The organism is Bacillus sp. AFS031507, assembly GCF_002584635.1.
Taxonomy (GTDB): domain Bacteria; phylum Bacillota; class Bacilli; order Bacillales; family Cytobacillaceae; genus Neobacillus.
In genome coordinates this window covers 287,584-310,484 of record NZ_NUOW01000002.1, presented here as the reverse complement: position 1 = coordinate 310,484, position 22,901 = coordinate 287,584, and the positions used below count along the sequence as shown (strand labels likewise).

Annotated in this window: 21 protein-coding genes, 1 tRNA gene and 1 other RNA gene; 21 read left to right on the top strand and 2 right to left on the bottom strand. The window is 41.1% G+C overall.

What is annotated here, in order from left to right:
* The 7 genes from COE25_RS03450 (at nucleotide 1) to COE25_RS03420 (ending at nucleotide 6,830) form a co-directional block, all read left to right on the top strand.
* Nucleotides 1-1,494, top strand: a complete 1,494-nt coding sequence (locus tag COE25_RS03450) for a tetratricopeptide repeat protein (RefSeq protein WP_098930978.1) — start codon at nucleotides 1-3, stop codon at nucleotides 1,492-1,494.
* Between the two features lie 220 nt (nucleotides 1,495-1,714).
* Nucleotides 1,715-2,671 (top strand): thioredoxin-disulfide reductase, encoded by a 957-nt coding sequence (gene trxB, locus COE25_RS03445; protein ID WP_088089560.1) that lies wholly within the window; start codon nucleotides 1,715-1,717, stop codon nucleotides 2,669-2,671.
* 415 nt (nucleotides 2,672-3,086) lie between these two features.
* A complete protein-coding gene (locus COE25_RS03440; protein ID WP_088089559.1) occupies nucleotides 3,087-3,545 on the top strand; it encodes an NUDIX hydrolase in 459 nt (152 codons plus the stop codon).
* Nucleotides 3,546-3,564: 19 nt separating this feature from the next.
* Complete coding sequence (gene rapZ, locus COE25_RS03435; protein ID WP_098930976.1) at nucleotides 3,565-4,458, top strand: RNase adapter RapZ; 894 nt, start codon at nucleotides 3,565-3,567, stop codon at nucleotides 4,456-4,458.
* Nucleotides 4,455-5,438, top strand: coding sequence for a gluconeogenesis factor YvcK family protein (locus COE25_RS03430; RefSeq protein WP_179195945.1), 984 nt, complete (start codon nucleotides 4,455-4,457; stop codon nucleotides 5,436-5,438). The genes rapZ and COE25_RS03430 overlap by 4 nt, the downstream gene beginning before the upstream one ends.
* Nucleotides 5,439-5,486: 48 nt before the next feature.
* Nucleotides 5,487-6,437 (top strand): DNA-binding protein WhiA, encoded by a 951-nt coding sequence (whiA, locus tag COE25_RS03425; RefSeq protein ID WP_088089557.1) that lies wholly within the window; start codon nucleotides 5,487-5,489, stop codon nucleotides 6,435-6,437.
* Between the two features lie 135 nt (nucleotides 6,438-6,572).
* On the top strand, nucleotides 6,573-6,830 hold the full coding sequence (locus tag COE25_RS03420; protein WP_066258757.1) for an HPr family phosphocarrier protein: 258 nt from the start codon (nucleotides 6,573-6,575) through the stop codon (nucleotides 6,828-6,830).
* 89 nt (nucleotides 6,831-6,919) lie between these two features.
* On the opposite strand, the gene clpP is transcribed toward COE25_RS03420, so the two are convergent.
* Nucleotides 6,920-7,531, bottom strand: coding sequence for an ATP-dependent Clp endopeptidase proteolytic subunit ClpP (gene clpP / locus COE25_RS03415; RefSeq protein ID WP_088089556.1), 612 nt, complete (start codon nucleotides 7,529-7,531; stop codon nucleotides 6,920-6,922).
* A 204-nt stretch (nucleotides 7,532-7,735) separates the two neighbouring features.
* Between clpP and COE25_RS03410 the strand changes: the two genes are divergently transcribed.
* The 14 genes from COE25_RS03410 to ssrA all read left to right on the top strand — a co-directional run bounded on the left by COE25_RS03410 (nucleotide 7,736) and on the right by ssrA (nucleotide 21,841).
* Nucleotides 7,736-7,807, top strand: a tRNA-Arg gene (locus COE25_RS03410).
* 295 nt (nucleotides 7,808-8,102) lie between these two features.
* Nucleotides 8,103-9,425, top strand: coding sequence for an RNA polymerase factor sigma-54 (gene rpoN / locus COE25_RS03405; protein ID WP_088089555.1), 1,323 nt, complete (start codon nucleotides 8,103-8,105; stop codon nucleotides 9,423-9,425).
* Between the two features lie 14 nt (nucleotides 9,426-9,439).
* A complete protein-coding gene (locus tag COE25_RS03400) occupies nucleotides 9,440-9,703 on the top strand; it encodes a glutaredoxin family protein (RefSeq protein ID WP_098931258.1) in 264 nt (87 codons plus the stop codon).
* Nucleotides 9,704-9,831: 128 nt separating this feature from the next.
* The gene (locus tag COE25_RS03395; RefSeq protein WP_088089554.1) at nucleotides 9,832-10,854 is read left to right on the top strand and encodes a sugar-binding transcriptional regulator; all 1,023 of its coding nucleotides are present in this window, start codon (nucleotides 9,832-9,834) and stop codon (nucleotides 10,852-10,854) included.
* A gap of 53 nt (nucleotides 10,855-10,907) precedes the next feature.
* Nucleotides 10,908-11,915, top strand: coding sequence for a type I glyceraldehyde-3-phosphate dehydrogenase (gene gap, locus COE25_RS03390; protein WP_088089553.1), 1,008 nt, complete (start codon nucleotides 10,908-10,910; stop codon nucleotides 11,913-11,915).
* A gap of 154 nt (nucleotides 11,916-12,069) precedes the next feature.
* Nucleotides 12,070-13,254 carry a phosphoglycerate kinase gene (locus COE25_RS03385; RefSeq protein WP_088089552.1) on the top strand — a complete coding sequence of 395 codons (1,185 nt, stop codon included), beginning with the start codon at nucleotides 12,070-12,072 and terminating at the stop codon, nucleotides 13,252-13,254.
* Between the two features lie 207 nt (nucleotides 13,255-13,461).
* Complete coding sequence (tpiA, locus tag COE25_RS03380; protein WP_098930974.1) at nucleotides 13,462-14,223, top strand: triose-phosphate isomerase; 762 nt, start codon at nucleotides 13,462-13,464, stop codon at nucleotides 14,221-14,223.
* The gene (gpmI, locus tag COE25_RS03375; RefSeq protein ID WP_098930972.1) at nucleotides 14,216-15,748 is read left to right on the top strand and encodes a 2,3-bisphosphoglycerate-independent phosphoglycerate mutase; all 1,533 of its coding nucleotides are present in this window, start codon (nucleotides 14,216-14,218) and stop codon (nucleotides 15,746-15,748) included. Before tpiA ends, gpmI begins: the two co-directional genes overlap by 8 nt.
* 38 nt (nucleotides 15,749-15,786) lie before the next feature.
* Complete coding sequence (gene eno / locus COE25_RS03370) at nucleotides 15,787-17,085, top strand: phosphopyruvate hydratase (RefSeq protein WP_088089549.1); 1,299 nt, start codon at nucleotides 15,787-15,789, stop codon at nucleotides 17,083-17,085.
* Nucleotides 17,086-17,230: 145 nt separating this feature from the next.
* On the top strand, nucleotides 17,231-17,464 hold the full coding sequence (gene secG, locus COE25_RS03365; protein WP_088089548.1) for a preprotein translocase subunit SecG: 234 nt from the start codon (nucleotides 17,231-17,233) through the stop codon (nucleotides 17,462-17,464).
* Between the two features lie 135 nt (nucleotides 17,465-17,599).
* The gene (locus COE25_RS03360; protein ID WP_098930970.1) at nucleotides 17,600-18,346 is read left to right on the top strand and encodes an alpha/beta hydrolase; all 747 of its coding nucleotides are present in this window, start codon (nucleotides 17,600-17,602) and stop codon (nucleotides 18,344-18,346) included.
* Nucleotides 18,347-18,372: 26 nt separating this feature from the next.
* On the top strand, nucleotides 18,373-20,739 hold the full coding sequence (gene rnr / locus COE25_RS03355) for a ribonuclease R (RefSeq protein ID WP_098930968.1): 2,367 nt from the start codon (nucleotides 18,373-18,375) through the stop codon (nucleotides 20,737-20,739).
* A gap of 92 nt (nucleotides 20,740-20,831) precedes the next feature.
* A complete protein-coding gene (gene smpB, locus COE25_RS03350) occupies nucleotides 20,832-21,299 on the top strand; it encodes an SsrA-binding protein SmpB (protein WP_088089545.1) in 468 nt (155 codons plus the stop codon).
* A gap of 184 nt (nucleotides 21,300-21,483) precedes the next feature.
* Nucleotides 21,484-21,841, top strand: a transfer-messenger RNA (tmRNA) gene (gene ssrA / locus COE25_RS03345).
* Between the two features lie 118 nt (nucleotides 21,842-21,959).
* Here ssrA and COE25_RS03340 read toward each other — a convergent pair.
* Nucleotides 21,960-22,625, bottom strand: coding sequence for a spore coat protein (locus COE25_RS03340; protein WP_098931256.1), 666 nt, complete (start codon nucleotides 22,623-22,625; stop codon nucleotides 21,960-21,962).
* Between the last annotated feature and the right edge of the window lie 276 nt (nucleotides 22,626-22,901).

Sequence of the window (22,901 nt, the reverse complement as noted above, 5' to 3'; positions counted from 1 at the left end):
ATGGGTAAAGACGCGAAAGCAAGAATGCATATGGGAAAATTACTTTCATTTGTTCCTACGGGGGAATATTATTTCACGAAGGGTTTAAAGGCATTCCATCGACGTGATTTTATAAAAGCAAAAAAATATCTTGGGCGAGCGATGCAGCTTGAGCCGGGTGAACCGATGATTATATGCCAGTTGGCGATCGTGTCAACAGAACTTGGCGAGTTTGAAAATTCCAACCGGCTCTTGCACCTCATCCTTGAAGAACTAGATCAAGAAATGGTGGAATGCCATTACTTTTTGGCGAATAATTATGCCCATTTGGGATTTTTTAAAGATGCTTATCACCACGCCAAGCTGTATTTACAGCTAGATCCGGATGGTGATTTTAGCGAAGATACAGAGGATTTGCTTGATGTACTAACATTTGAGTCAGAGGATCTTGAGGATGAACTCTATCCGCAGGATGACCTGATAGTCAAACAAGAACAAGCTCGTGACCTGCTGGAGTCAGGTTACTTTCCAAAAGCAATTGAGCTGTTAAATGATGTGGTCAAAGATTATCCAGAGTACTGGTCGGCTTACAATAACTTGGCACTCGCTTATTTCTATCTAGGCAAAACAGAAAAGGCGGAATCCATCTTAGACGATGTATTGGAGCGAAATCCGGGAAATCTCCATGCTCTTTGTAACAGACTTGTATTTGCTCATTATCAGGGCCAATCAAAGAATGTGGCTGGGTTGAGTGCAACATTGAAGAAAATTCAACCGCTTCTTAGTGAACAGCAATTTAAGCTGGGTGCCTCGTTTGCTTTGGTTGGTGAATATGAACTTGCCTATTTATGGCTGAAAAAATTATATAAACATGGCTTTGATGGCGATGGCCCGTATTATTATTGGCTTTCTTATTCGGCCTATTACACAGGCCATGAAAATTTTGCAAAAAGCATTTGGAAAAAGGTGCTGGACCTTAATCCTGACAAAGAAGGCTCTGAACCATGGAATAAAGAAAACGCATCAGCTAATGGTTTTGAGGACCTTTCCGGATCTATTTTTCAAAAGCTTGAAAGTGACTATGTAGAAGAGCGCTTATTTGCCCTTTTCCTAACGACCGTTTCAAGCAAAAAAGAGGAAATTATCACCTCTAAACGGCTTTTTAAAAACCAAAAATTTACGGCCTTGGAAAAGGATTATATCTCGTTAATCAGATCCGGAAAACCATCCAAAACTTCAGATGCACAAGAAATTGCCGAGCTTTTTTATGAAACCCATCAACCAATTGGCACCATTGAGGCTGGTTTATACCTCATGTGGTTTTCCGTGTATGTCGAGGTTTCCAAAGCTAAGCTTCGTTTGAAAAATAAACGTGCCTGGGCTGGCGCAGTTGAGTATATGTGGCACAAGCTGCGCAGTGAAAAGGTATCCCAGCAGGAAGTTGCTGAGCGCTATGGGATTTCCTCAGCAACGATTGGCAAATATGTAAAAATAGTGAACAACTATTTGAATTAAGCATATTGGTGGACGATAAAACGATTGTTATATACGATTAAGTAAGGGAACAATATACTTAATCGTATTTTTTTTATTACTGTCTAGCTGCAGCGCCTAGGGGCTCGAGGTCATAAGCCAATCCGACGGGAAGGTAAAGAACAACCTTCCCGCCGGCTCGTCTTATGCTTGTCGCCCCTGACCAAGGCGCTTCCGCTTTTCTATTAAGGAGTGACAAAATATGTCTGAAGAAAAAATTTATGACGTCATTATTGCTGGGGCTGGCCCTGCGGGGATGACAGCGGCTGTTTATACATCTCGTGCAAACCTTTCGACACTAATGATTGAGCGCGGGATGCCGGGCGGCCAAATGGCCAATACCGAGGACGTTGAAAATTATCCTGGCTTTGAAAGTATTTTAGGTCCGGATTTATCAACAAAGATGTTCGAGCATGCTAAAAAGTTTGGCGCTGAATACGCTTATGGCGATATTAAGGAAATCATTGATCACGGTGACTATAAAATCGTCGTTGCTGGGTCAAAACAATATAAAGCTTACGCGGTTATCATTACAACGGGTGCAGAGTATAAGAAAATTGGTGTTCCAGGTGAAAAAGAACTGGGCGGCCGCGGTGTATCGTATTGTGCTGTATGTGATGGGGCCTTCTTTAAAGGAAAAGAGCTTTATGTGATTGGCGGCGGGGACTCTGCCGTTGAAGAAGGGGTTTATTTAACCCGTTTCGCTTCCAAAGTAACTATCGTTCATCGCCGTGCTGAGCTTCGTGCTCAAAAAATTCTTCAAGACCGAGCTTTTGCCAATGAGAAAGTGGATTTTATTTGGAATCACACGATTAAGTCGATTAATGACAAAGATGGCAAAGTTGGAAGTGTGACATTGGTTTCCACAGAAAATGGCGAAGAGCAAGTATTACCGGCTGACGGAGTCTTTATTTATATCGGCATGGTGCCATTATCCAAACCATTTACTAGCCTAGGAATTACCAATGAAAATGGTTATATCGAAACAAATGACCGCATGGAAACGAAGGTACCGGGAATTTATGCAGCTGGTGATATTCGGGAAAAAACGTTACGCCAGATTGTGACTGCAACGGGAGATGGCAGTATTGCCGCACAAAGTGCCCAGCATTTTGTTGAGGAGCTTAAAGAAGAATTAAAACAAAAAAGCAGAAGCTAAAAAATCTTCCGTTATTTTTTACAAAACCGTAACTCTGTTTTAATTCTCTTGTAACAGTAGTGAAATATTGTTAGGGTATGATAAAAGCAGTAATTGACCCCCTTTAAAAATATATACCTTTCATGCACAGGCCCGTAGCCTGTGCTATTTTTTTAGTCTGATCTGCACGTAAGTATATTTATAAAAAGTATGTTAGCAATAGTGACAAACTATAATAATAATTATAGAAATATCAAATTTGTATTCATTGTGACTGTATCCTAAAAATAGTATAATAAAAGGAATGAATTTAAAGTTATAGAGGGTTCTTTGGTATTTCGAGTAAACTTTGAAAGGTCCTTTTTCAAAAGGGACAAGCGAATGCTTTTTCGAAGACTGCTAAAAACATGTATGCTTTATTAAGAGGGTGAGTGTTGTGCAGCGTGTCACCAATTGTGTATTGATAAGAGACGAAAAAATATTGCTGCTGCAAAAACCACGCCGTGGCTGGTGGGTTGCTCCTGGTGGGAAAATGGAGCCGGGCGAATCGGTTCGAGACTCTTGCATCAGGGAATATCGTGAAGAAACGGGAATCTATTTGAAAAATCCACAGCTAAAAGGGATTTTTACAATGATTATGAAGGAAAACGACCAGCTTCTTTCCGAGTGGATGATGTTTACGTTTGTAGCAACTGATGCGGACGGCATCGATTTAGACGAATCTGAGGAAGGTAAGCTTGAATGGCAAATGATTGATCAATTGAAAAATTTGCCAATGGCTGCTGGCGATTATCATATTCTTGATTATATGATTCATGGAAAAGGAATTATTTACGGTACTTTTACTTATACAAAAGACTTTCAACTAATCAGTTATCGATTAGATCCAAGCTAACTAATAGGGGGAATTAATAATGAGTACCGGTGCTGCAAGTGACATTCAAATGGTGATTATTACAGGAATGTCTGGTGCAGGAAAAACTGTAGCCATTCAAAGTTTTGAAGATTTAGGTTTCTTTTGTGTCGATAATTTGCCTCCAACATTGCTTCCAAAATTCCTCGAACTTATGAAGGAATCCGGGAATAAGATGAATAAAGTTGCCCTTGTTATGGACCTGCGAGGAAGAGAATTCTTTGATCATCTATTTAAAGCATTGGATGAACTGGCAGAAACTTCATGGGTGGCCCCGAAGATCTTATTTTTAGATGCGGATGATTCAACATTAGTGCGCAGATATAAAGAGACGAGGCGGTCGCATCCGTTAGCACCGACAGGTCTGCCACTTGAAGGAATTACACTTGAGCGTGAACTTCTTGAAGAACTTAAAGGCAGGGCCCAATTAATTTACAATACTTCCCAGATGAAACCGCGGGAACTTCGTGAGAAAATATTAACGGAATTTACGGCGAATAAACAATCACTCTTTACTGTCAATGTCATGTCATTTGGCTTTAAGTATGGAATTCCTATTGATGCGGACCTTGTGTTTGATGTGCGTTTCTTACCAAATCCTCATTATATTGAGCATATGAGACCTAAAACGGGGCTTGATGAGGATGTTTCCGGTTATGTATTAAAGTGGAATGAAACGCATAAGTTTTTGGAAAAAGTAACCGACCTGCTTTCTTTTATGCTGCCTCATTATAAAAGAGAAGGAAAAGCGCAGTTAGTGATTGCAATTGGCTGTACAGGCGGACAGCACCGTTCAGTGACGCTTGCTGAACATCTTGGTAAATTTTTCCAACAAGACTATAAGACATGTATATCCCATCGTGACATTGAGAGGAGAAAGGAAAAAACAACATGAGCATTTACGGACAGCCTCGAATTGTCGTCATTGGCGGGGGAACAGGATTGCCAGTTTTATTGCGTGGATTAAAACAGTTTCCTGTGGATATTACCGCCATTGTGACAGTCGCGGATGACGGCGGCAGTTCAGGACGCTTGCGTGAGGACTTGCATATTCCACCTCCTGGAGATATTCGCAATGTGTTAGCATCCTTATCAGACGTCGAACCGCTCGTTGAAGAAATGTTTCAACATCGGTTTAAAACATCGAATGAGCTTTCCGGACACTCGCTTGGAAATTTAATCTTGGCGGCAATGACCTCAATCACGGGTAATTTTGTTCACGCGATTCAGGAAATGAGTAAGATCTTAAATGTTCATGGTAAAGTCCTGCCTGCAGCAAATCAGAGTGTCGTCCTTCATGCTGAAATGGAAGACGGAACGATTGTCTCAGGGGAATCGAAAATTCCATACTCGGGTAAGAGAATTAAAAAAGTGTTTATGACGCCGGAAAATATTCGTCCCTTACCAGAGACCATTCAAGCCATCCGTCAGGCTGATTTAATCATCATTGGGCCAGGGAGCCTATATACAAGTATTCTGCCAAACCTCCTAGTTCCAAGAATCGGGGAGGAGTTGTGCCGGTCACACGCTAAAAAGGTGTATATTTGTAATTTGATGACCCAGGCTGGGGAAACCCATGGCTTTACTGCGAGTGATCATGTAAAGGCCTTATATGATCATATGAGCTGTGCTTTTATTAATACGATTCTTGTAAATAATGAAGAGATACCACAGGATATTCAGCTACGATATAATGAAGAACTGGCTGACCCTGTTCTATATGATCTGCCGCGCCTTTTTGAATTAGGACTAGAAGTCGTTCATGCAGACATCGCTTATCAGGAAAATGGTGCGCTAAGACATGATCCGAAAAAGGTTGCAAAAATTTTATATAATTTGCTTTTAATTGAAACCAAAAAGCGTTATGAAACGTAAATATAGTACTTACTAAAAACGCTTTGTTTTTTTTAGGGGGGTGAAGGGATGTCTTTCGCTTCGGAAACGAAAAAAGAATTAACTAACTTGGAAGTGAAAACATGCTGCATTCAAGCGGAACTATCCGCTTTAATCCGGATGAATGGTTCCCTTTCATTCTCAAATCGTAAGTTAGTTGTTGATATTCAAACCGAAAATGCTGCGATTGCCAGAAGAATCTACACATTATTAAAAAAGAGTTACGATGTCCAAGTAGAATTGCTTGTTCGGAAAAAGATGCGTCTGAAAAAGAACAACGTCTATATTGTCCGATTATCCCATCAGGCTAAAGAAATTCTCGAGGATACAAAAATTATTGGTGAGGGTTTTACCATCATCCATGATATTTCACCAGAACTTGTAAAAAAGAAATGTTGTAAGCGTTCTTATCTACGCGGTGCATTTCTAGCTGGCGGTTCCGTCAATAACCCGGAAACATCTTCGTATCATTTGGAAATTTTTTCGCTCTATAAAGAACATAATGACTCTTTATGCGAATTGATGAATACATTTGGACTAAATAGCAAAACTCTCGAGCGCAAAAAAGGGTATATCACCTATTTAAAAGAAGCGGAAAAGATTACCGAGTTTTTAAATGTTGCAGGTGCCCATAACGCCCTTCTCCGCTTCGAAGACGTAAGGATTGTTCGAGATATGCGGAATTCAGTCAATCGCCTTGTAAACTGTGAGACCGCCAATCTTAATAAAACGATCGGTGCTTCGATTCGGCAGGTAGAGAATATCCGCTATATTAATGCAACGGTCGGGCTGCAAATTTTACCAGAAAAGTTGAGAGAAATTGCCGAACTCCGTTTGAATTATACCGATGTGACCCTTAAGGAATTGGGGGAAATGGTTTCCGGTGGTGCGATCAGTAAATCAGGGATTAATCATCGCTTGAGAAAAATTGATGCGATTGCTGAGAAATTGCGCGCAGGGGATATGGTTACTCGAGGGTAGATAATCCTTTAGTACAATAACAAGATAACATGTGAAAAACATAACATGTATCGAGTAAAGACTAACCTGAAGATAATAATTATGTACAAAGCTCCAAGAAAAATAGAGTAAAAAACCTAGAGGAGGAATTGTGTAATGTTAGTGAAACAAGTGGAAGTAAAATTAAAAACGGGTCTTCAAGCACGACCTGCGGCTCTTTTTGTTCAGGAAGCCAACCGATTTTCTGCGGATATTTTCCTAGAGAAGGATGGCAAGAAAGTAAATGCAAAGAGCATAATGGGCTTAATGAGCTTGGCTGTTGGTTCAGGTGTCATGATTGATATTGTAGCAGATGGCGATGATGAAGCATCTGCTATTGAAGCGTTAGCTGATTTTATCCAAAAAGAACATTGATCTGAAAGAGGACCGGAGCCAATTGGAACCGGTCTTTTTTGTTTTTAATAAAAAAAACAACCGGCTGGATGCCGATTGCTTCTTTGTACTTATTTGTTTTTATTTTTCTCATCTTCGATTAAATTACGAGTGATGATATGGTCGATCAGACCGTATTCTTTTGCACGTTCTGCTGTCATGAAGTTGTCGCGGTCTGTATCTTTGCTGATTACTTCAAGCGACTGTCCAGTCCGTTCTGCTAAAATTCCATTTAATTTTTCGCGAAGGAAAAGGATACGCTTTGCAGCAATTTCGATTTCAGTTGCTTGTCCTTGTGCACCGCCTAGTGGCTGGTGAATCATGACTTCAGCATTTGGAAGCGCATAACGCTTGCCTTTTTCACCTGCTGCTAGCAAGAATGCACCCATGGATGCAGCCATACCGATACAAATAGTTTGTACCTTTGGTTTGATGAATTGCATTGTATCAAAAATAGCCATACCTGCGGTGATGCTGCCGCCTGGGCTGTTGATATATAAAGAAATATCTTTTTCAGGGTTATCCGCTTCAAGGAATAATAATTGTGCTACAATGCTGTTCGCCACATGGTCATCGATCGCACTACCAAGCATAATAATCCGGTCTTTTAACAGACGGGAATAAATGTCATAAGCACGCTCGCCCCGGTTTGTTTGTTCAATAACTGTAGGGATCAAATTCATTTTTCTTCCTCCTTTGATTGTAAAGATAAAAATAATATGTATAGTTATCATACACTGATGGTCAATAAAGGTCAAACAATACCTCTTTAAAAATGTTCGACAACTTTCCCTAATCCAGCATAACCATTTCTGACTATTTTAAACCAATTCTTTGCTTGCAATGTGAAGGAACCTGGCATATAATATGTAAGTCGCAACAATTTAGCGCTCGTGGTGCAACGGATAGCACGTAAGCCTCCGAAGCTTAAAATGTGAGTTCGATTCTCGCCGAGCGCATCATGAAAGCCTCCTGTTTTTTTAAACAGGGGGTTTTTTATTTTGAAAAAAGGTTCTGATTTTCCAATAAAAGGTTAAATGCACAAAACACTTCCAAAATGGCACAAAACCTTTCAAAAATGACACATAAAACGGAAAATCGGCACAAAACCACCGGAAATCGACACAAAACCAAAACTTCATCCCAAAACCACTTCGCTTTATGCCTCAAAAAGGGTTACTTCCATCCTCGAATATCATTTTTCATTCCCGAAATTCCCTCTATCGTGTAAAATAGAAAACAGGGGGGATACGAATGAACTTGAAGGCCGGTTTATGGCAGCAGCAAACATTAAAATTGGCGATGACACAGGAGCTATCACAGGCCATTGCATTGTTGCAGTACTCTGCCCATGAGTTAACTGCTTTTTTAGAAGATAAGGCACTTGAAAATCCCCTATTGCAGGTTGAAAATGGCAATATCAAGCCAATGAATCCGCTCATTGACCGTAATCGTCGCAAACACCAAAAAGCGGAAAAGGACTGGATTGATCAAATAGCTGACAAACCATTTTCGCTTGAAGATTATTTACTGTCTCAATTAAAAATAACGAACTTATCGGTGGAACAATTAAGTGTGATACGCCATCTTATCCAAAATTTAGATGAAAACGGTTACTTTATGGGAGACCTTAGTGAAATCGCCAAAAACCTAAGGGTAATGGAAGATTCAGTTGAAGAATGCTTGGCCATTATCCAAACACTGGAGCCAGCAGGCATCGGGGCAAGAAACCTTCAAGAGTGCCTATTGATGCAAATATATTATCTAAATCCAGATAACGAACTCGCGCAAAACATAATCGGCGATCATTTCATTCCATTCGCCGAAAAGAAGTGGAAGAAAATTGCTAAAGAACTGAAGGTAACCCTTAAGGATATACAAGATGTTTACGATCAAATTCAAACATTGAATCCTAAGCCTGGGGCCATTTTAGGAAAAGAAGCAACCACGTATATTATCCCAGATGCAATCGTTGAGCAATCAAGCGAGGGACTAACCGTACGGATGTCTGATGAATCGCTGCCAAGGATTAGCCTCAATGAGCAGTATTATCATAAATTCAAAGACCAAGACCAACAGGTAAGCCGCTTTCTACAGGATAAACTCCAAGATTACCAGTGGATCCAAAAAAGCATTGAACAGCGTAAAGAGACGCTGACAAGGGTTGTAGCAAAAATCATTGAAAAACAGGCTTCATTTTTCCAAAAAGGGTCACAATACTTAGTGCCGATGACGATGAAGGAAGTTGCTGGAGAACTTGATATCCATGAATCCACCGTCAGCAGAGCAGTCAGGGAAAAGTATGTGCAAACACCGATTGGGACGTTCGCGTTGAAAACATTTTTTACAAGTACCATACAAACCGTTTCAGATGATGAAAATACATCTTCCACACAGGTAAAGAAGAAAATTGCGACTTTAATAGAAAAAGAGAATAAACAAAAACCGCTATCTGATCAAGAAATTGTCGAACATTTAAAAATAGAGGAAGGTATGGTGGTTTCAAGAAGGACGATCGCGAAGTACCGGGATCAATTGGGAATTCCCTCCTCTTCGAAAAGAAAAAGGTTTGAATGAAAGGAACAAAAACGATGGAGCAAACAACAATCACATTATATACAAGGAAAAGCTGCCCGCTATGTGACAAGGCAAAGTCTACTCTTCTAGAGCTAAACAAAGACTGGGAGTTTGCCTTAGAAGAAATTGATATTGAATCCAGTGATGAATTAACCGAACAATACGGTTTAATGATTCCAGTTGTTTATATTGACGGAGTAGAAGCAGGATTCGGTGTAATTAACAAATTTGACATAAGTAACCGTTTGCATGAAAAAAAAACCAATTTTAATAGTTGAAATAGATTTTCACTCCTGTTACAATAAAAAACGTAGCAGGGGTGATTTTTTTTGAATGTAGTGGGACATAATTTGTCTATGGTGGACATTTTGAGACCAACTACATATAATAAAGGAGCATGAGATTCATGCAGTCATTAATCGATATCCAAAAAAGATTATTACCCGACCTCCTGCAGGTCCTACAGAAGAGATATTCTATCCTAAGGTACATTGGTTTTATGCAGCCGGTAGGAAGACGGAGTTTAGCAGTCAGTCTCGGGTATACCGAAAGAGTCCTTCGTGGTGAAGTTGATTTCCTAAGGGAGCAAGATTTAATTTACACGAATAATGTGGGAATGAGTTTAACACCTGAAGGGAAAAATTTGCTTGAAGACTTGGAAGGCTTTATGCGTGAGTTAAAGGGTATTGATGTGATGGAGTTGGAATTGAAGCACAAGCTGGGCATTAAAAAGGTCATCATTGTACCTGGCAATAGTGATGAATCGCCGATGGTAAAAGGTGAGCTTGGCAAGGCAAGTGCTATTTGCATGAAAAAGCTTCTCAGCGGAAAAAATATCATTGCTGTAACTGGCGGTTCAACGATGGCTGCTGTCGCAGAAAGACTATCACCAGAGCTTACCCAAAAGGAATTACTGTTTGTACCAGCAAGAGGCGGAGTAGGCGAGGATGTTCAAAATCAGGCAAATACGATTTGTTCGATTATGTCCAGAAACACCCAATCCAAACATCGAGTGTTCTATGTTCCTGATCAGGTCAGTACAGATATCTACGAATCGCTTATCAGAGAACCTGACATCCATGAAGTATTAAAACTAATTAAATCAGCTAGCATGGTTCTTCATGGAATTGGAGATGCTATCACAATGGCTGAACGGCGAAAAACCAACCCTGAGATTCTAAGTATGCTTGAAAGCAGCAAGGCTGTGGGTGAAGCTTTTGGTTATTATTTTAATGAACAAGGCGAAATTGTTCACAAGGTATTAACGATTGGCCTGCAGTTAGAAGATCTAGTTGGCATTCCAAATGTCATCGCGGTTGCAGGCGGGACTTCCAAGGCTAAGGCCATCAAGGCATACTTAAAACAAGCACCAGCATCGACGATTTTAATCACAGATGAAGGTGCAGCGAGAAAGTTATTAAAAGGGTAAATCCTTTTTAAAAATAAAAAACATCCTTACCCAATTAAAGGAGGAAATTTATCATGTCAGTAAAAGTTGGTATTAATGGATTTGGACGTATCGGTCGTAACGTATTTCGTGCGGCTTTAGGAAATAGCAATGTGGAAATCGTTGCAATTAATGACTTAACTGATGCAAATATGCTTGCACATCTTCTAAAATATGACACTGTTCACGGGACTCTACAAGAAGATGTTACTGTTGATGGCGAATACCTAGTAGTTGGCGGGCACAAAGTGAAAGTTCTTGCAGAACGCGATCCTGCACAATTAGGCTGGGGCGATCTTGGCGTGGACGTAGTTGTTGAATCAACTGGTCGTTTCACAAAACGTGAAGATGCTGCGAAACATCTTGAAGCAGGCGCTAAAAAAGTAATTATCTCTGCACCAGCATCTAACGAAGATATCACAATCGTTATGGGTGTTAATGAAGACAAATATGATGCAAATAACCACCATGTTATTTCAAACGCTTCTTGTACTACAAACTGTCTTGCTCCGTTTGCAAAAGTATTAAATGATACTTTTGGAATCAAACGCGGTATGATGACAACTATTCACTCATACACAAATGACCAACAGATTCTTGACTTGCCGCACAAAGACTACCGTCGTGCACGTGCAGCAGCTGAAAACATGATTCCAACTTCAACTGGTGCTGCAAAAGCAGTTGCTCTTGTTTTACCAGAGCTTAAGGGTAAATTAAACGGTATGGCTATTCGCGTTCCAACACCGAACGTTTCTGTCGTTGACTTAGTAGCAGAATTAGACAGAGAAGTAACAGCTGATGAAGTTAACTCTGCATTAAAAGCAGCTGCTGAAGGCCCATTAAAAGGTATTCTAGCATACAGCGAACTTCCATTAGTTTCAACTGATTACAACGGAGCTAAAGTTTCTTCGACAATCGATGCATTATCAACAATGGTTCTTGAAGGCAACATGGTAAAAGTATTATCTTGGTACGATAACGAAGTTGGTTACTCTAACCGCGTTGTTGACCTTGTTGACTACCTTGCACAAAAAGGACTTTAATATATTGGAACGGACGATGATTGGTTTTCAATCATAAGAAGTTGATCATTACAAAGGTTTTCCAAAGGGGAGCGGGGAGTATATGCCCCCCTCCCCTTTTTTTACTGATTTTAGATAATTCATTTTCTTCATACCAAACTTTCGGAGGTCCTTTATGAATAAGAAAACTCTCAAAGATGTCGATGTAAAAGGTAAACGCGTATTTTGCCGAGTGGATTTTAACGTTCCTATGCAGGATGGTGAAATTACGGACGACACGCGGATTCGTGCGGCATTGCCAACGATTCAATACTTAGTGGAACAAGGTGCGAAAGTGATTTTAGCCAGCCACTTCGGCCGTCCAAAAGGAAAAGTAGTCGAAGAAATGCGCTTAACTCCAGCCGGTGTCAGACTATCTGAACTGCTTGGTAAAGACGTAAAGAAGGCAGATGAAGCCTATGGTGATTCTGTAAACGCGTTGATTGAAACAATGACGGAAGGCGATGTCCTACTGCTTGAAAATGTCCGTTTCTATCCTGGCGAGGAAAAGAATGATCCTGAGTTGGCGAAATCATTTGCCGAGTTAGCTGATGTTTATGTAAACGATGCATTTGGTGCAGCACACCGTGCCCATGCTTCAACTGAAGGTATTGCTCATATTCTGCCAGCTGTTTCAGGTCTTTTGATGGAAAAAGAACTCGATGTACTTGGTAAAGCACTTTCTAATCCTGAACGCCCATTTACAGCGATTATCGGTGGAGCCAAAGTAAAGGATAAGATTGGTGTTATTGAAAATCTTTTAGAATTAGTCGATAACTTAATTATTGGCGGCGGTCTTGCTTATACATTTGTCAAAGCACAGGGCCATGAAGTGGGTAAATCACTGCTTGAAGCAGACAAAATTGATCTGGCAAAATCGTTTATTGAAAAAGCTAAGGCAAAAGGTGTTAATTTCTATATGCCTGTAGATGCTATCGTTGCAGATGATTTCTCAGCAGACGCTAATTCCAAAGTAGTTGCAATTGAGGAAATTCCTGCTGATTGGGAAGCACTTGACATTGGACCGAAAACAGCCGAGATTTATCGTGACGTCATTCAAAAATCAAAACTAGTCATTTGGAATGGACCAATGGGTGTATTTGAAATTGATAAATTTGCTAACGGCACAAAAGCCGTTGCCGAAGCACTTGCTGAAGCAGAAGGTACATATTCAGTTATTGGCGGCGGAGACTCAGCAGCAGCTGTTGAAAAATTCAATTTAGCAGACAAAATGAGCCACATCTCCACAGGAGGCGGCGCTTCCCTTGAATTTATGGAAGGTAAAGCACTGCCAGGAGTCGTAGCTTTAAACGATAAATAATTTTTTTAGAAAGAAAGTATAAGTTTTTGAACGAAGAATACTATCTAGCTCCAGCACCGAGTGTCTAGTGGACTTCGCTCTTCTTCCTACGATAAGTCAACATCGGATCGCAGTCGCTCTCCGTGTTTCTTTATCTCAGTCGAAGCGCTCCAGTCCATACGCCGCTAAACGGGCGCTTGCGCTTTAATTATGAAAGGATGTGCCAGTATGCGTAAACCAATCATTGCAGGTAACTGGAAAATGAACAAAACACTTGCTGAAGCAAAAACCTTTGCAGAGGAAGTAAAAGGACTTGTACCTGCTCCAGAAAAAATGGAATCCGTTATTTGTGCGCCTGCTTTATTTTTACAAAGTCTTGTCGAAGTCACACAAGGCAGCAATGTGAAAATTGGAGCTCAAAACATGCACTTTGAAGAAAGCGGAGCATTTACAGGTGAAATCAGCCCGAAAGCACTTGCTGACCTTGAAGTTCAATATATTATTATCGGACACTCAGAACGCCGGGAAATGTTCAATGAAACAGATGAATCTGTAAACAAGAAAGCTCTCGCAGCCTTTAAATATAATTTAACTCCGATCGTATGCTGTGGTGAAACACTAGAACAGCGTGAAAAAGGTGAAACGAACCAATTAGTTGGAGACCAAGTTGCGAAAGCATTAACTGGTTTAACAGATGATCAAGTGAAGCAAACGGTTATTGCCTACGAACCGATTTGGGCGATTGGAACTGGTAAATCTTCCACTTCAGCCGATGCAAATGAAGTTTGTGCCCATATCCGTCAAGTAGTTGCACAACAATTCTCACAAGACGTTGCCGATGCGGTAAGAATTCAATATGGCGGCAGTGTCAAACCAGAAAATATTAAAGAATACATGGCACAACCAGATATTGATGGTGCATTAGTAGGCGGAGCCAGCCTTGAAGCACAATCCTTCTTACAATTACTGGAGGCAGGCAGCTATGAGTAAATCTCCAGTTGCTCTCATCATCCTTGATGGTTTTGGATGCAGAGGCGAAACAAAAGGGAATGCGGTCGCACAATCGAAAAAACCTAATTTTGATCGGTTTTGGAGCGAGTATCCACATTCTCATTTAACAGCTTCAGGTGAGGCAGTCGGTCTTCCAGAAGGTCAAATGGGTAACTCAGAGGTTGGTCACTTGAACATTGGTGCCGGTCGAATTGTTTACCAAAGCTTAACACGAGTGAATATTGCCATTCGTGAAGGTGAATTTGAAAAAAATGAAACCTTTACAGGTGCTATGGAGCACGTGAAGAAAAATGGAACAGCCCTTCATTTATTCGGTTTATTGTCAGACGGCGGTGTTCACAGCCATATTCAACATATGTTTGCTCTGCTGAAACTGGCAAAAGAAGAAGGCGTCGAAAAGGTATACGTGCATGCATTCCTTGACGGCCGCGATGTCGGTCAGAAAACAGCAGCTAAATTTATTCAACAGACACTGGATAAAATGAAGGAATACGGTGTGGGTGAATTTGCTACGATTTCAGGGAGATACTACTCTATGGACCGTGATAAGCGCTGGGAGCGTGTCGAGAAATCTTACCGTTCCATGGTCTACGGTGATGGCCCTACCTATACGAATCCATTAGAAGTGGTTGAGGATTCTTATTCTCATGGAATTTTTGACGAATTCGTCATCCCATCTGTCATCACAAAAGAAGATGGCCAGCCGGTTGCAACGATTAAGGACAATGATGCTGTTATTTTCTATAACTTCCGTCCGGACCGGGCAATTCAGATATCTAATACATTTACAAATGAAGACTTCCGCTCCTTTGACCGTGGGCCGAAGCATCCGAAAGATTTATTCTTCGTGTGCTTAACCCACTTCAGTGAATCAGTGGATGGCTATGTCGCCTTTAAACCGACGAACTTAGACAACACCATTGGTGAAGTCTTATCGCAAAATAATATGAAGCAATTAAGAATTGCCGAAACCGAGAAATACCCGCATGTCACGTTCTTTATGAGCGGCGGACGTGAAGAAAAGTTCCCTGGTGAAGAGCGGATCTTAATCAACTCTCCGAAGGTGGCTACCTATGATCTTCAACCTGAAATGAGTGCTTACGAAGTGACTGACGCACTCCTAAAAGAAATTCAGGCGGACAAGTTTGATGCTATTTTACTTAATTTCGCGAATCCAGACATGGTGGGGCATTCAGGCATGCTTGAGCCAACGATTAAAGCGATTGAAACCGTCGATGAATGTTTAGGAAAAATCGTTGATTTAATTCTTGAAAAAGGCGGATCTGTGATTATCACTGCTGACCATGGGAATGCTGATGAAGTGATCACACCTGAAGGCGAGCCAATGACAGCACATACGACAAATCCAGTGCCGGTAATTGTGACAAAACAAGGAATTCAATTGCGAGATGGCGGTATCCTTGGGGATTTGGCGCCAACTATGTTAGACTTATTAGGTCTTGAAAAGCCAGCCGAAATGACTGGGACATCATTAATAAAGTAAACGAAAAAACAATTTTATTTTTAAGGAGAGATTTTTAAATGCCATTTATTGCAGACGTATACGCTCGTGAAGTATTAGATTCCCGTGGTAACCCTACTGTTGAGGTTGAAGTATTTACTGAATCAGGTGCGTTTGGACGCGCGATGGTTCCAAGTGGAGCTTCTACTGGTGAATATGAAGCCGTCGAACTACGTGACGGAGACAAAGAACGTTACCTTGGTAAAGGTGTACTAAAGGCAGTGGACAACGTAAACGAAATTATCGCTCCACATCTTGTTGGCGAAGAATTCAGCGTTCTTGACCAAGTTTCTGTTGACCAAGCTTTAATCGAACTTGATGGAACAGAAAATAAAGGTAAACTAGGCGCCAACGCAATCCTAGGTGTATCCATGGCGGTTGCTCATGCAGCAGCTAATTACTTAGACATTCCTTTATATCAATACCTTGGCGGATTCAATTCTAAGCAGCTTCCAGTGCCAATGATGAACATCGTTAACGGCGGAGAGCATGCTGATAACAACGTAGATATTCAAGAATTCATGATTATGCCTGTTGGTGCTCCAAACTTTAAAGAAGCACTTCGTATGGGTGCAGAAATTTTTCATACGTTAAAGTCTGTTCTTAAAGGCAAAGGCCTTAACACTGCTGTTGGTGACGAAGGCGGTTTTGCTCCAAACCTAGGATCAAACGAAGAAGCTCTTCAAACCATTGTTGAAGCAATCGAAAAAGCTGGCTACAAGCCAGGTGAAGAAGTTATGCTTGCTATGGATGCAGCATCTTCTGAGTTTTACAACAAGGAAGATGGAAAATACCATCTTGCTGGCGAAGGTGTTGTGAAGACTTCTGCAGAAATGGTTGATTGGTACGAAGAACTTTCATCTAAATACCCAATCGTTTCAATCGAAGACGGTTTAGATGAAAATGACTGGGAAGGTCACAAGCTATTAACTGAACGCCTTGGTAAAAAAGTTCAATTAGTTGGTGATGATTTATTTGTTACCAATACACGTAAACTTGCAGAAGGTATTGAAAAAGGAATCGGTAACTCCATCCTGATCAAAGTTAACCAAATTGGTACCCTTACTGAAACATTTGATGCGATTGAAATGGCAAAACGTGCTGGGTACACAGCTGTTATCTCCCACCGTTCTGGTGAAACAGAAGACAACACCATTGCTGACATCGCTGTTGCTACAAATGCTGGTCAAATCAAGACTGGTGCGCCATCTCGTACTGACCGTGTGGCTAAATACAACCAATTGCTTCGCATTGAAGACCAATTAGGTGAAACAGCTCAATACTTAGGGAAGAAAACATTCTATAACCTAAGCAAATAATTTTTCACGATATCAAAGGCGCACATTTTCGGATGTGTGCCTTTTTAATCATTCCATAAGACACAATAACGACTATTGTTTTAAGAGAGGAAATATGATAGATTTAATATACTGTGAATTGTACGTCTAACAGGAGGTGGCCTTTATGCATACATTAGTTGTAATCTTATTAGTAATTGTAAGTATCGGACTTATTGGTGTTGTTATACTTCAATCAGGTAAAAGCGCTGGATTATCAGGTGCCATTTCAGGTGGTGCTGAATCACTATTCGGCAAGCAAAAAGCAAGAGGACTTGACTTGATTCTACATCGTATTACGATTGTATTAGCAGTATTATTTATCCTGCTTTCTATCGCAGTAACTTACTTTAAAATCTAATTATTTACACTCAAACCTGGCCTCAAGCGCCAGGTTTTTTGTTTGTTTCATAAAAACATAAGCGTTTTTCTGGAATGTTCACCATAGCTTTGTTAAAACTAAACTAAATGAATTGATATTAAGGGAGTTTTTATCATGAAGGTTGCTACACCTAAGCCATTTACTTTCAAAGGAGGAAAAAGAGCTATACTCCTCTTACATGGCTTTACCGGAAATTCAGCGGATGTTCGCATGCTAGGACGTTTTTTAGAAAAAAAAGGCTACACTTGTCATGCACCACACTACAAAGGTCATGGAGTTCCACCCGAAGAGCTTGTTCACACAGGACCAACGGATTGGTGGCAGGATGTGATAAATGGATATGAGTTTTTAAAAAATCAAGGTCACTCAGAAATAGCCGTGGCGGGATTATCACTGGGTGGCGTATTTTCCTTGAAATTGGGTTACACTGTACCTATAAAAGCCATTATACCGATGTGCGCACCGATGCATATAAAAAGTGAAGAGGTCATGTACGAAGGAATTCTCGATTATGCCCGTGAATTTAAAAAACGTGAAGGAAAAACAGACGAGCAAATCGAAATGGAAATGAATGAGTTTAAGAAAACACCAATGAAAACGTTAAAGGCCTTACAGGCATTAATCGCTGATGTGCGTGAAAATGTGGATATGATTTATGCGCCCACGTTTGTCGTTCAGGCACGTCATGACAAAATGATAAACACAGAAAGTGCCAACATTATTTACAATGAAATCGAATCAGTTGTGAAGGAACTGAAATGGTATGAAGAATCCGGTCATGTGATCACGCTCGACAAAGAACGGGAACAATTGCATGAGGATGTCTATGCCTTTTTAGAAAAGCTCGACTGGCGCGATTAACAAAGCACCCACAAAGGAGGATTAGTTTGGAAGATAATATACAAAAGCATATTGATAAGGTTTTACAATATATGAAGGATGAAGCATACAAACCATTAACCGTGCAGGAACTTGAAACTGCCTTTGGCATCCAGGATTCTAGTGATTTTAAGGAGTTTGTGAAAGCACTCGTGCAAATGGAGGAAAAGGGCTTAGTTGTCAGAACACGGAGCAACCGTTACGGACTTCCGGAGAAAATGAACTTAATCCGCGGAAAGCTCATCGGTCATGCGAAAGGATTTGCCTTTGTCGCACCAGATGAGCCAGGAATGGATGATATTTTTATCCCGCCAAATGAAACGAACACGGCCATGCATGGTGATATCGTTTTAGCGCGTGTTTCCACTGAAAGCGCAGGGCAGCGCCGGGAAGGAAGTATTATCCGCATCATTGAACGCGGTGTGCAGCAAATTGTCGGAACGTATGTAGAAAGCAAAAGCTTTGGCTTTGTGATTCCGGATGATAAAAAATTTGCGAGTGATATTTTTATTCCAAAGGCAGCGTCCAAAGGGGCAGTCGAGGGACATAAAGTTGTTGTTAAGCTGGTTACGTATCCAGAAGGGCGAAAAAGTGCAGAGGGCGAAGTCATTACCATTCTCGGACACAAAAACGACCCGGGCGTGGACATCCTATCAGTCATACATAAGCACGGCTTACCAATGGCCTTCCCAGACGAGGTGTTAAAACAAGCCAACGAGGTGCCTGACACCATTGATGAAAGTGAATTGGCCAATCGCCGCGATCTTCGAAATGAAACGATTGTCACGATTGACGGGGCTGATGCTAAAGACCTTGATGATGCGGTAACTGTGACAAGGCTTGAGAACGGCAACTATAAGCTTGGCGTCCATATCGCAGACGTCAGCTATTATGTAAAAGAAGGCACGCCAATTGACTTGGAAGCGGAAGAACGGGCTACGAGTGTGTATTTAGTCGACCGAGTTATCCCGATGATTCCCCATCGTTTATCGAATGGAATCTGTTCCTTAAATCCGAAGGTAGACCGGTTGGTACTATCCTGCGAAATGGAAATTACCTCAGAGGGCGCCGTTGTTTCGCATGAGATTTTTCAAAGTGTGATTAAAACAACGGAGCGAATGACCTATCATGCTGTAAATATGATTCTTGCTGAACATGATGAAGAAACGCGAGCTAGATACGAACCGCTTGTACCCATGTTCGAAATGATGGAAGAGTTGGCTGCTATCTTACGAAACAAACGGATGAAGCGGGGAGCGATCGACTTTGATTTTAAGGAATCAAAGGTTCTGGTCGATGAGGAAGGAAAACCAACCGATGTCGTGCTTCGTGAGCGCTCGGTGGCTGAACGATTAATTGAAGAGTTTATGCTTGCCGCCAATGAAACCGTGGCGGAGCACTTTCACTGGATGGAAGTTCCGTTTATTTACCGTATTCACGAGGATCCGAAGGAGGATAAACTGCGTAGATTTTTCGAGTTTATCACCAATTTCGGCTACATTGTAAAAGGGACAGCAAATGATGTCCACCCTAAGGCGCTTCAAGAGATTATTGAAGAGGTTCAAGGAAAGCCTGAGGAAATGGTTGTTTCGAAGGTTATGCTTCGTTCGATGCAGCAGGCCAAATATGATCCAGAAAGTCTTGGACATTTTGGTTTATCAACTGAGTTCTATACCCATTTCACTTCGCCGATTCGCCGATATCCGGATACAATTGTTCATCGTTTAATCCGGACCTACTTAATCGAAGGAAAGCTTGATTCAACCACTCAGGAAAAATGGAATGCTCGCTTACCTGAAATTGCGGATCATTCTTCAAAAATGGAGCGACGCTCTGTGGATGCCGAGCGAGAAACGGACGATTTGAAGAAAGCAGAGTACATGGAGGACAAGATTGGCGAGGAGTATGACGGCATTATCAGCTCTGTCACCAATTTTGGAATGTTTGTGGAGCTGCCAAATACGATTGAAGGCCTCGTCCATGTCAGCTATATGACGGATGATTACTATCGTTACGATGAGCGCCACCTTGCAATGATTGGCGAACGAACCGGAAATGTGTTCCGGATTGGCGATGAAATTACCATTCGAGTAGTAAAAGTCAATAAAGAAGAACGGGCGATTGATTTTGAAATTGTGGGCATGAAGGGTACACCGCGTCGCGAACGATCGGAAACGCCAAAGGTTTTCAGTACGGGCAGCGATACTAAGAAGGCGCGGAGGAATAAACAGCAAGGCGGCGGCGGTCGTGGTCAAGGCGGCAATTCCAATGCCAAGTCTGAAGGCGGCAGCAGTCAAGGTAATAAAGCGAAGAAGAAACGTAAATTTTATGATAATGTGCCAAAAAACAAAAGTACGAAGCGTAAAAATAAATGACAGCGTTGAGGGAGCCTTCCATGTGGGGCTCTCTTTCAATTGTAGTAGCTTCTATATTCTGCTAAAATAAATTTTAAGACGAGGTGAGAAAAATGCCAAAAGGTGAAGGAAAAGTGGTTGCCCAAAACAAAAAGGCTTACCATGACTATTTTATTGAAGAAACCTACGAAGCTGGAATTGTCTTGCAGGGAACAGAAATCAAATCGATTCGGGCCGGAAAAGTAAATCTAAAGGATTCCTATGCACGGATCCAAAATGGAGAAGCCATTCTATTCGGGATGCACGTCAGCCCCTATGAGCAAGGAAATCGTTTTAACCATGACCCATTAAGAACACGGACACTGCTATTACATAAACGTGAAATTAGTAAGTTAATTGGTGAAACAAAGGAAGCAGGTTATTCGCTTGTTCCATTAAAACTCTATTTGAAAAATGGTTTTTGCAAAGTGTTAATTGGGCTCGCAAAAGGTAAGAAGAATTATGATAAGCGTGAATCCTTAAAGCAAAAAGAAGCGAAGCGTGAAATCGAACGGGCCTTCCGTGATCGTCAGAAGATGTAATCTGAATCGTCGGTTGCTTAATTGGAAAATATTTTACAGATACTTACAATTGAAAAATCCCTACAGTGTGTTATAATAAGTTTGTCGCCAAGAGAGCGACAGTAACATTTGCTCAAAGAACATTGTTGAGCTTCCTAACGTCTACAGCTTTAATCTTTAACTAGATTGCAGCTCCTTTTATCATGGGGACGCTACGGATTCGACAGGGGTAGTTTGAGCTTAGGTCGCGAGTCGAGGGGATCGGCCTCGTTAAAACGTCAAAGCCATAACTGGCAAAACTAACAACAACCTCGCTTTCGCAGCTTAATACTGCATAGCGGTTCCTCCCTCCATTGCCCATGTGGTAGGGTAAGGGACTCACTCTAAGTGGGCTACGCCGGATTCCACCGCCTGAGGATGAAGGAAGAGAACAACCAGGCTAGCTGACCGGACGCCGGTCGATAGGCAGAAGAATCAGCGAAACACCAATATATCGACTACACTCGTAGAAGCTTAAGTGGCGATATCTTTGGACGTGGGTTCGACTCCCACCGTCTCCACTACATAGTGGAAAGAAAGGCCAGCAGAGATGCTGGTCTTTTTTTATATCTGAAAAAAGCTATCCTTTCTTTCATTCAAAATGAAAAGGAAGGATAGCTTTTGTCTTATGCGGACTTCATTTTAGTGATTGATGTTGTTCATATTCATATTTGCATTCATGTTCATATTGTTAGTTTGCGGCATTCCTTGTGCAGGAGCGAAAGCATTAAGCAATTGATTCATATCCTGCTCGGCAAGCTGAGGTACTTGATAGTAATGATGTTTATTTTGATAAATTGAGATTTCATAGGCCATTTCAATGCAATTCGGAACAGAGGCAGCTAGCACACGACGGACAACTGGATTCGTAACTTCTAAAGCTGCCATAGTCTTCATGGATGCACCTGATTTTACACATCCAAGCATCATGCTGGAAATACATTCATCAGTAAGCTCAGAAACGGATTGTAACGGCTTTTTCGGCTGGGCTGGTTTTAGCCCATAAACAAAGTCATTTCCTTGGTTCATTTTATAGCTTTGGGTTCGTTTTGAAGGATCTTGTCCCGATTTGAAACATTCTAAAGTAATGTTATATTCATCCTGCATAAATTGATATTGGCGATCCAGAATATCAAGTAATTCTGGGTCTTTTACATGTTGGCGTAACATCATGTATTGGTCTAATGTCCCTATTGCTCCTGATAGTACCTCATGGACATCGAACACTTCATGGCCGCCGTGATTTAATTGTTGAGGTATATTCCCTGTATGCATGTTTTGGTGCATTTGTCCCTGTTGGTTTTGCATCATTTTTTATCTCCTCCTTAAGGTTTGGCATAAACATATTTATTATGTTTCAAGCAAGAAGAGTTATGCTCATAAATACTGTCAATGAGTGCTCATTTGATTGTTAAAATACGGAAACTAATTACAGCTAAATAGGTATTAAAAGCGTATACTAGCGTAAATAATGACTGTAATTCAATAGCATGACTAAAGCCTTAACAAAAGTTGAGGTTTTTTTCATGCTTTTTAAAGCAGCAAAAACAGCAGTGGTTCTTCATGATGGATAATATTTATACA

What these genes read in the sequence shown, in the direction of transcription:
- secG (WP_088089548.1), top strand. Translation starts at nt 17,231, where the DNA reads ATGCATACATTAGTTGTAATCTTATTAGTAATTGTAAGTATCGGACTT.
- whiA (WP_088089557.1), top strand. Translation starts at nt 5,487, where the DNA reads ATGTCTTTCGCTTCGGAAACGAAAAAAGAATTAACTAACTTGGAAGTG.
- COE25_RS03400 (WP_098931258.1), top strand. Translation starts at nt 9,440, where the DNA reads ATGGAGCAAACAACAATCACATTATATACAAGGAAAAGCTGCCCGCTA.
- COE25_RS03385 (WP_088089552.1), top strand. Translation starts at nt 12,070, where the DNA reads ATGAATAAGAAAACTCTCAAAGATGTCGATGTAAAAGGTAAACGCGTA.
- trxB (WP_088089560.1), top strand. Translation starts at nt 1,715, where the DNA reads ATGTCTGAAGAAAAAATTTATGACGTCATTATTGCTGGGGCTGGCCCT.
- gpmI (WP_098930972.1), top strand. Translation starts at nt 14,216, where the DNA reads ATGAGTAAATCTCCAGTTGCTCTCATCATCCTTGATGGTTTTGGATGC.
- COE25_RS03395 (WP_088089554.1), top strand. Translation starts at nt 9,832, where the DNA reads ATGCAGTCATTAATCGATATCCAAAAAAGATTATTACCCGACCTCCTG.
- COE25_RS03340 (WP_098931256.1), bottom strand. Translation starts at nt 22,625, where the DNA reads ATGCAAAACCAACAGGGACAAATGCACCAAAACATGCATACAGGGAAT.
- COE25_RS03450 (WP_098930978.1), top strand. Translation starts at nt 1, where the DNA reads ATGGGTAAAGACGCGAAAGCAAGAATGCATATGGGAAAATTACTTTCA.
- COE25_RS03430 (WP_179195945.1), top strand. Translation starts at nt 4,455, where the DNA reads ATGAGCATTTACGGACAGCCTCGAATTGTCGTCATTGGCGGGGGAACA.
- COE25_RS03360 (WP_098930970.1), top strand. Translation starts at nt 17,600, where the DNA reads ATGAAGGTTGCTACACCTAAGCCATTTACTTTCAAAGGAGGAAAAAGA.
- COE25_RS03420 (WP_066258757.1), top strand. Translation starts at nt 6,573, where the DNA reads ATGTTAGTGAAACAAGTGGAAGTAAAATTAAAAACGGGTCTTCAAGCA.
- rpoN (WP_088089555.1), top strand. Translation starts at nt 8,103, where the DNA reads ATGAACTTGAAGGCCGGTTTATGGCAGCAGCAAACATTAAAATTGGCG.
- smpB (WP_088089545.1), top strand. Translation starts at nt 20,832, where the DNA reads ATGCCAAAAGGTGAAGGAAAAGTGGTTGCCCAAAACAAAAAGGCTTAC.
- clpP (WP_088089556.1), bottom strand. Translation starts at nt 7,531, where the DNA reads ATGAATTTGATCCCTACAGTTATTGAACAAACAAACCGGGGCGAGCGT.
- eno (WP_088089549.1), top strand. Translation starts at nt 15,787, where the DNA reads ATGCCATTTATTGCAGACGTATACGCTCGTGAAGTATTAGATTCCCGT.
- gap (WP_088089553.1), top strand. Translation starts at nt 10,908, where the DNA reads ATGTCAGTAAAAGTTGGTATTAATGGATTTGGACGTATCGGTCGTAAC.
- tpiA (WP_098930974.1), top strand. Translation starts at nt 13,462, where the DNA reads ATGCGTAAACCAATCATTGCAGGTAACTGGAAAATGAACAAAACACTT.
- rapZ (WP_098930976.1), top strand. Translation starts at nt 3,565, where the DNA reads ATGAGTACCGGTGCTGCAAGTGACATTCAAATGGTGATTATTACAGGA.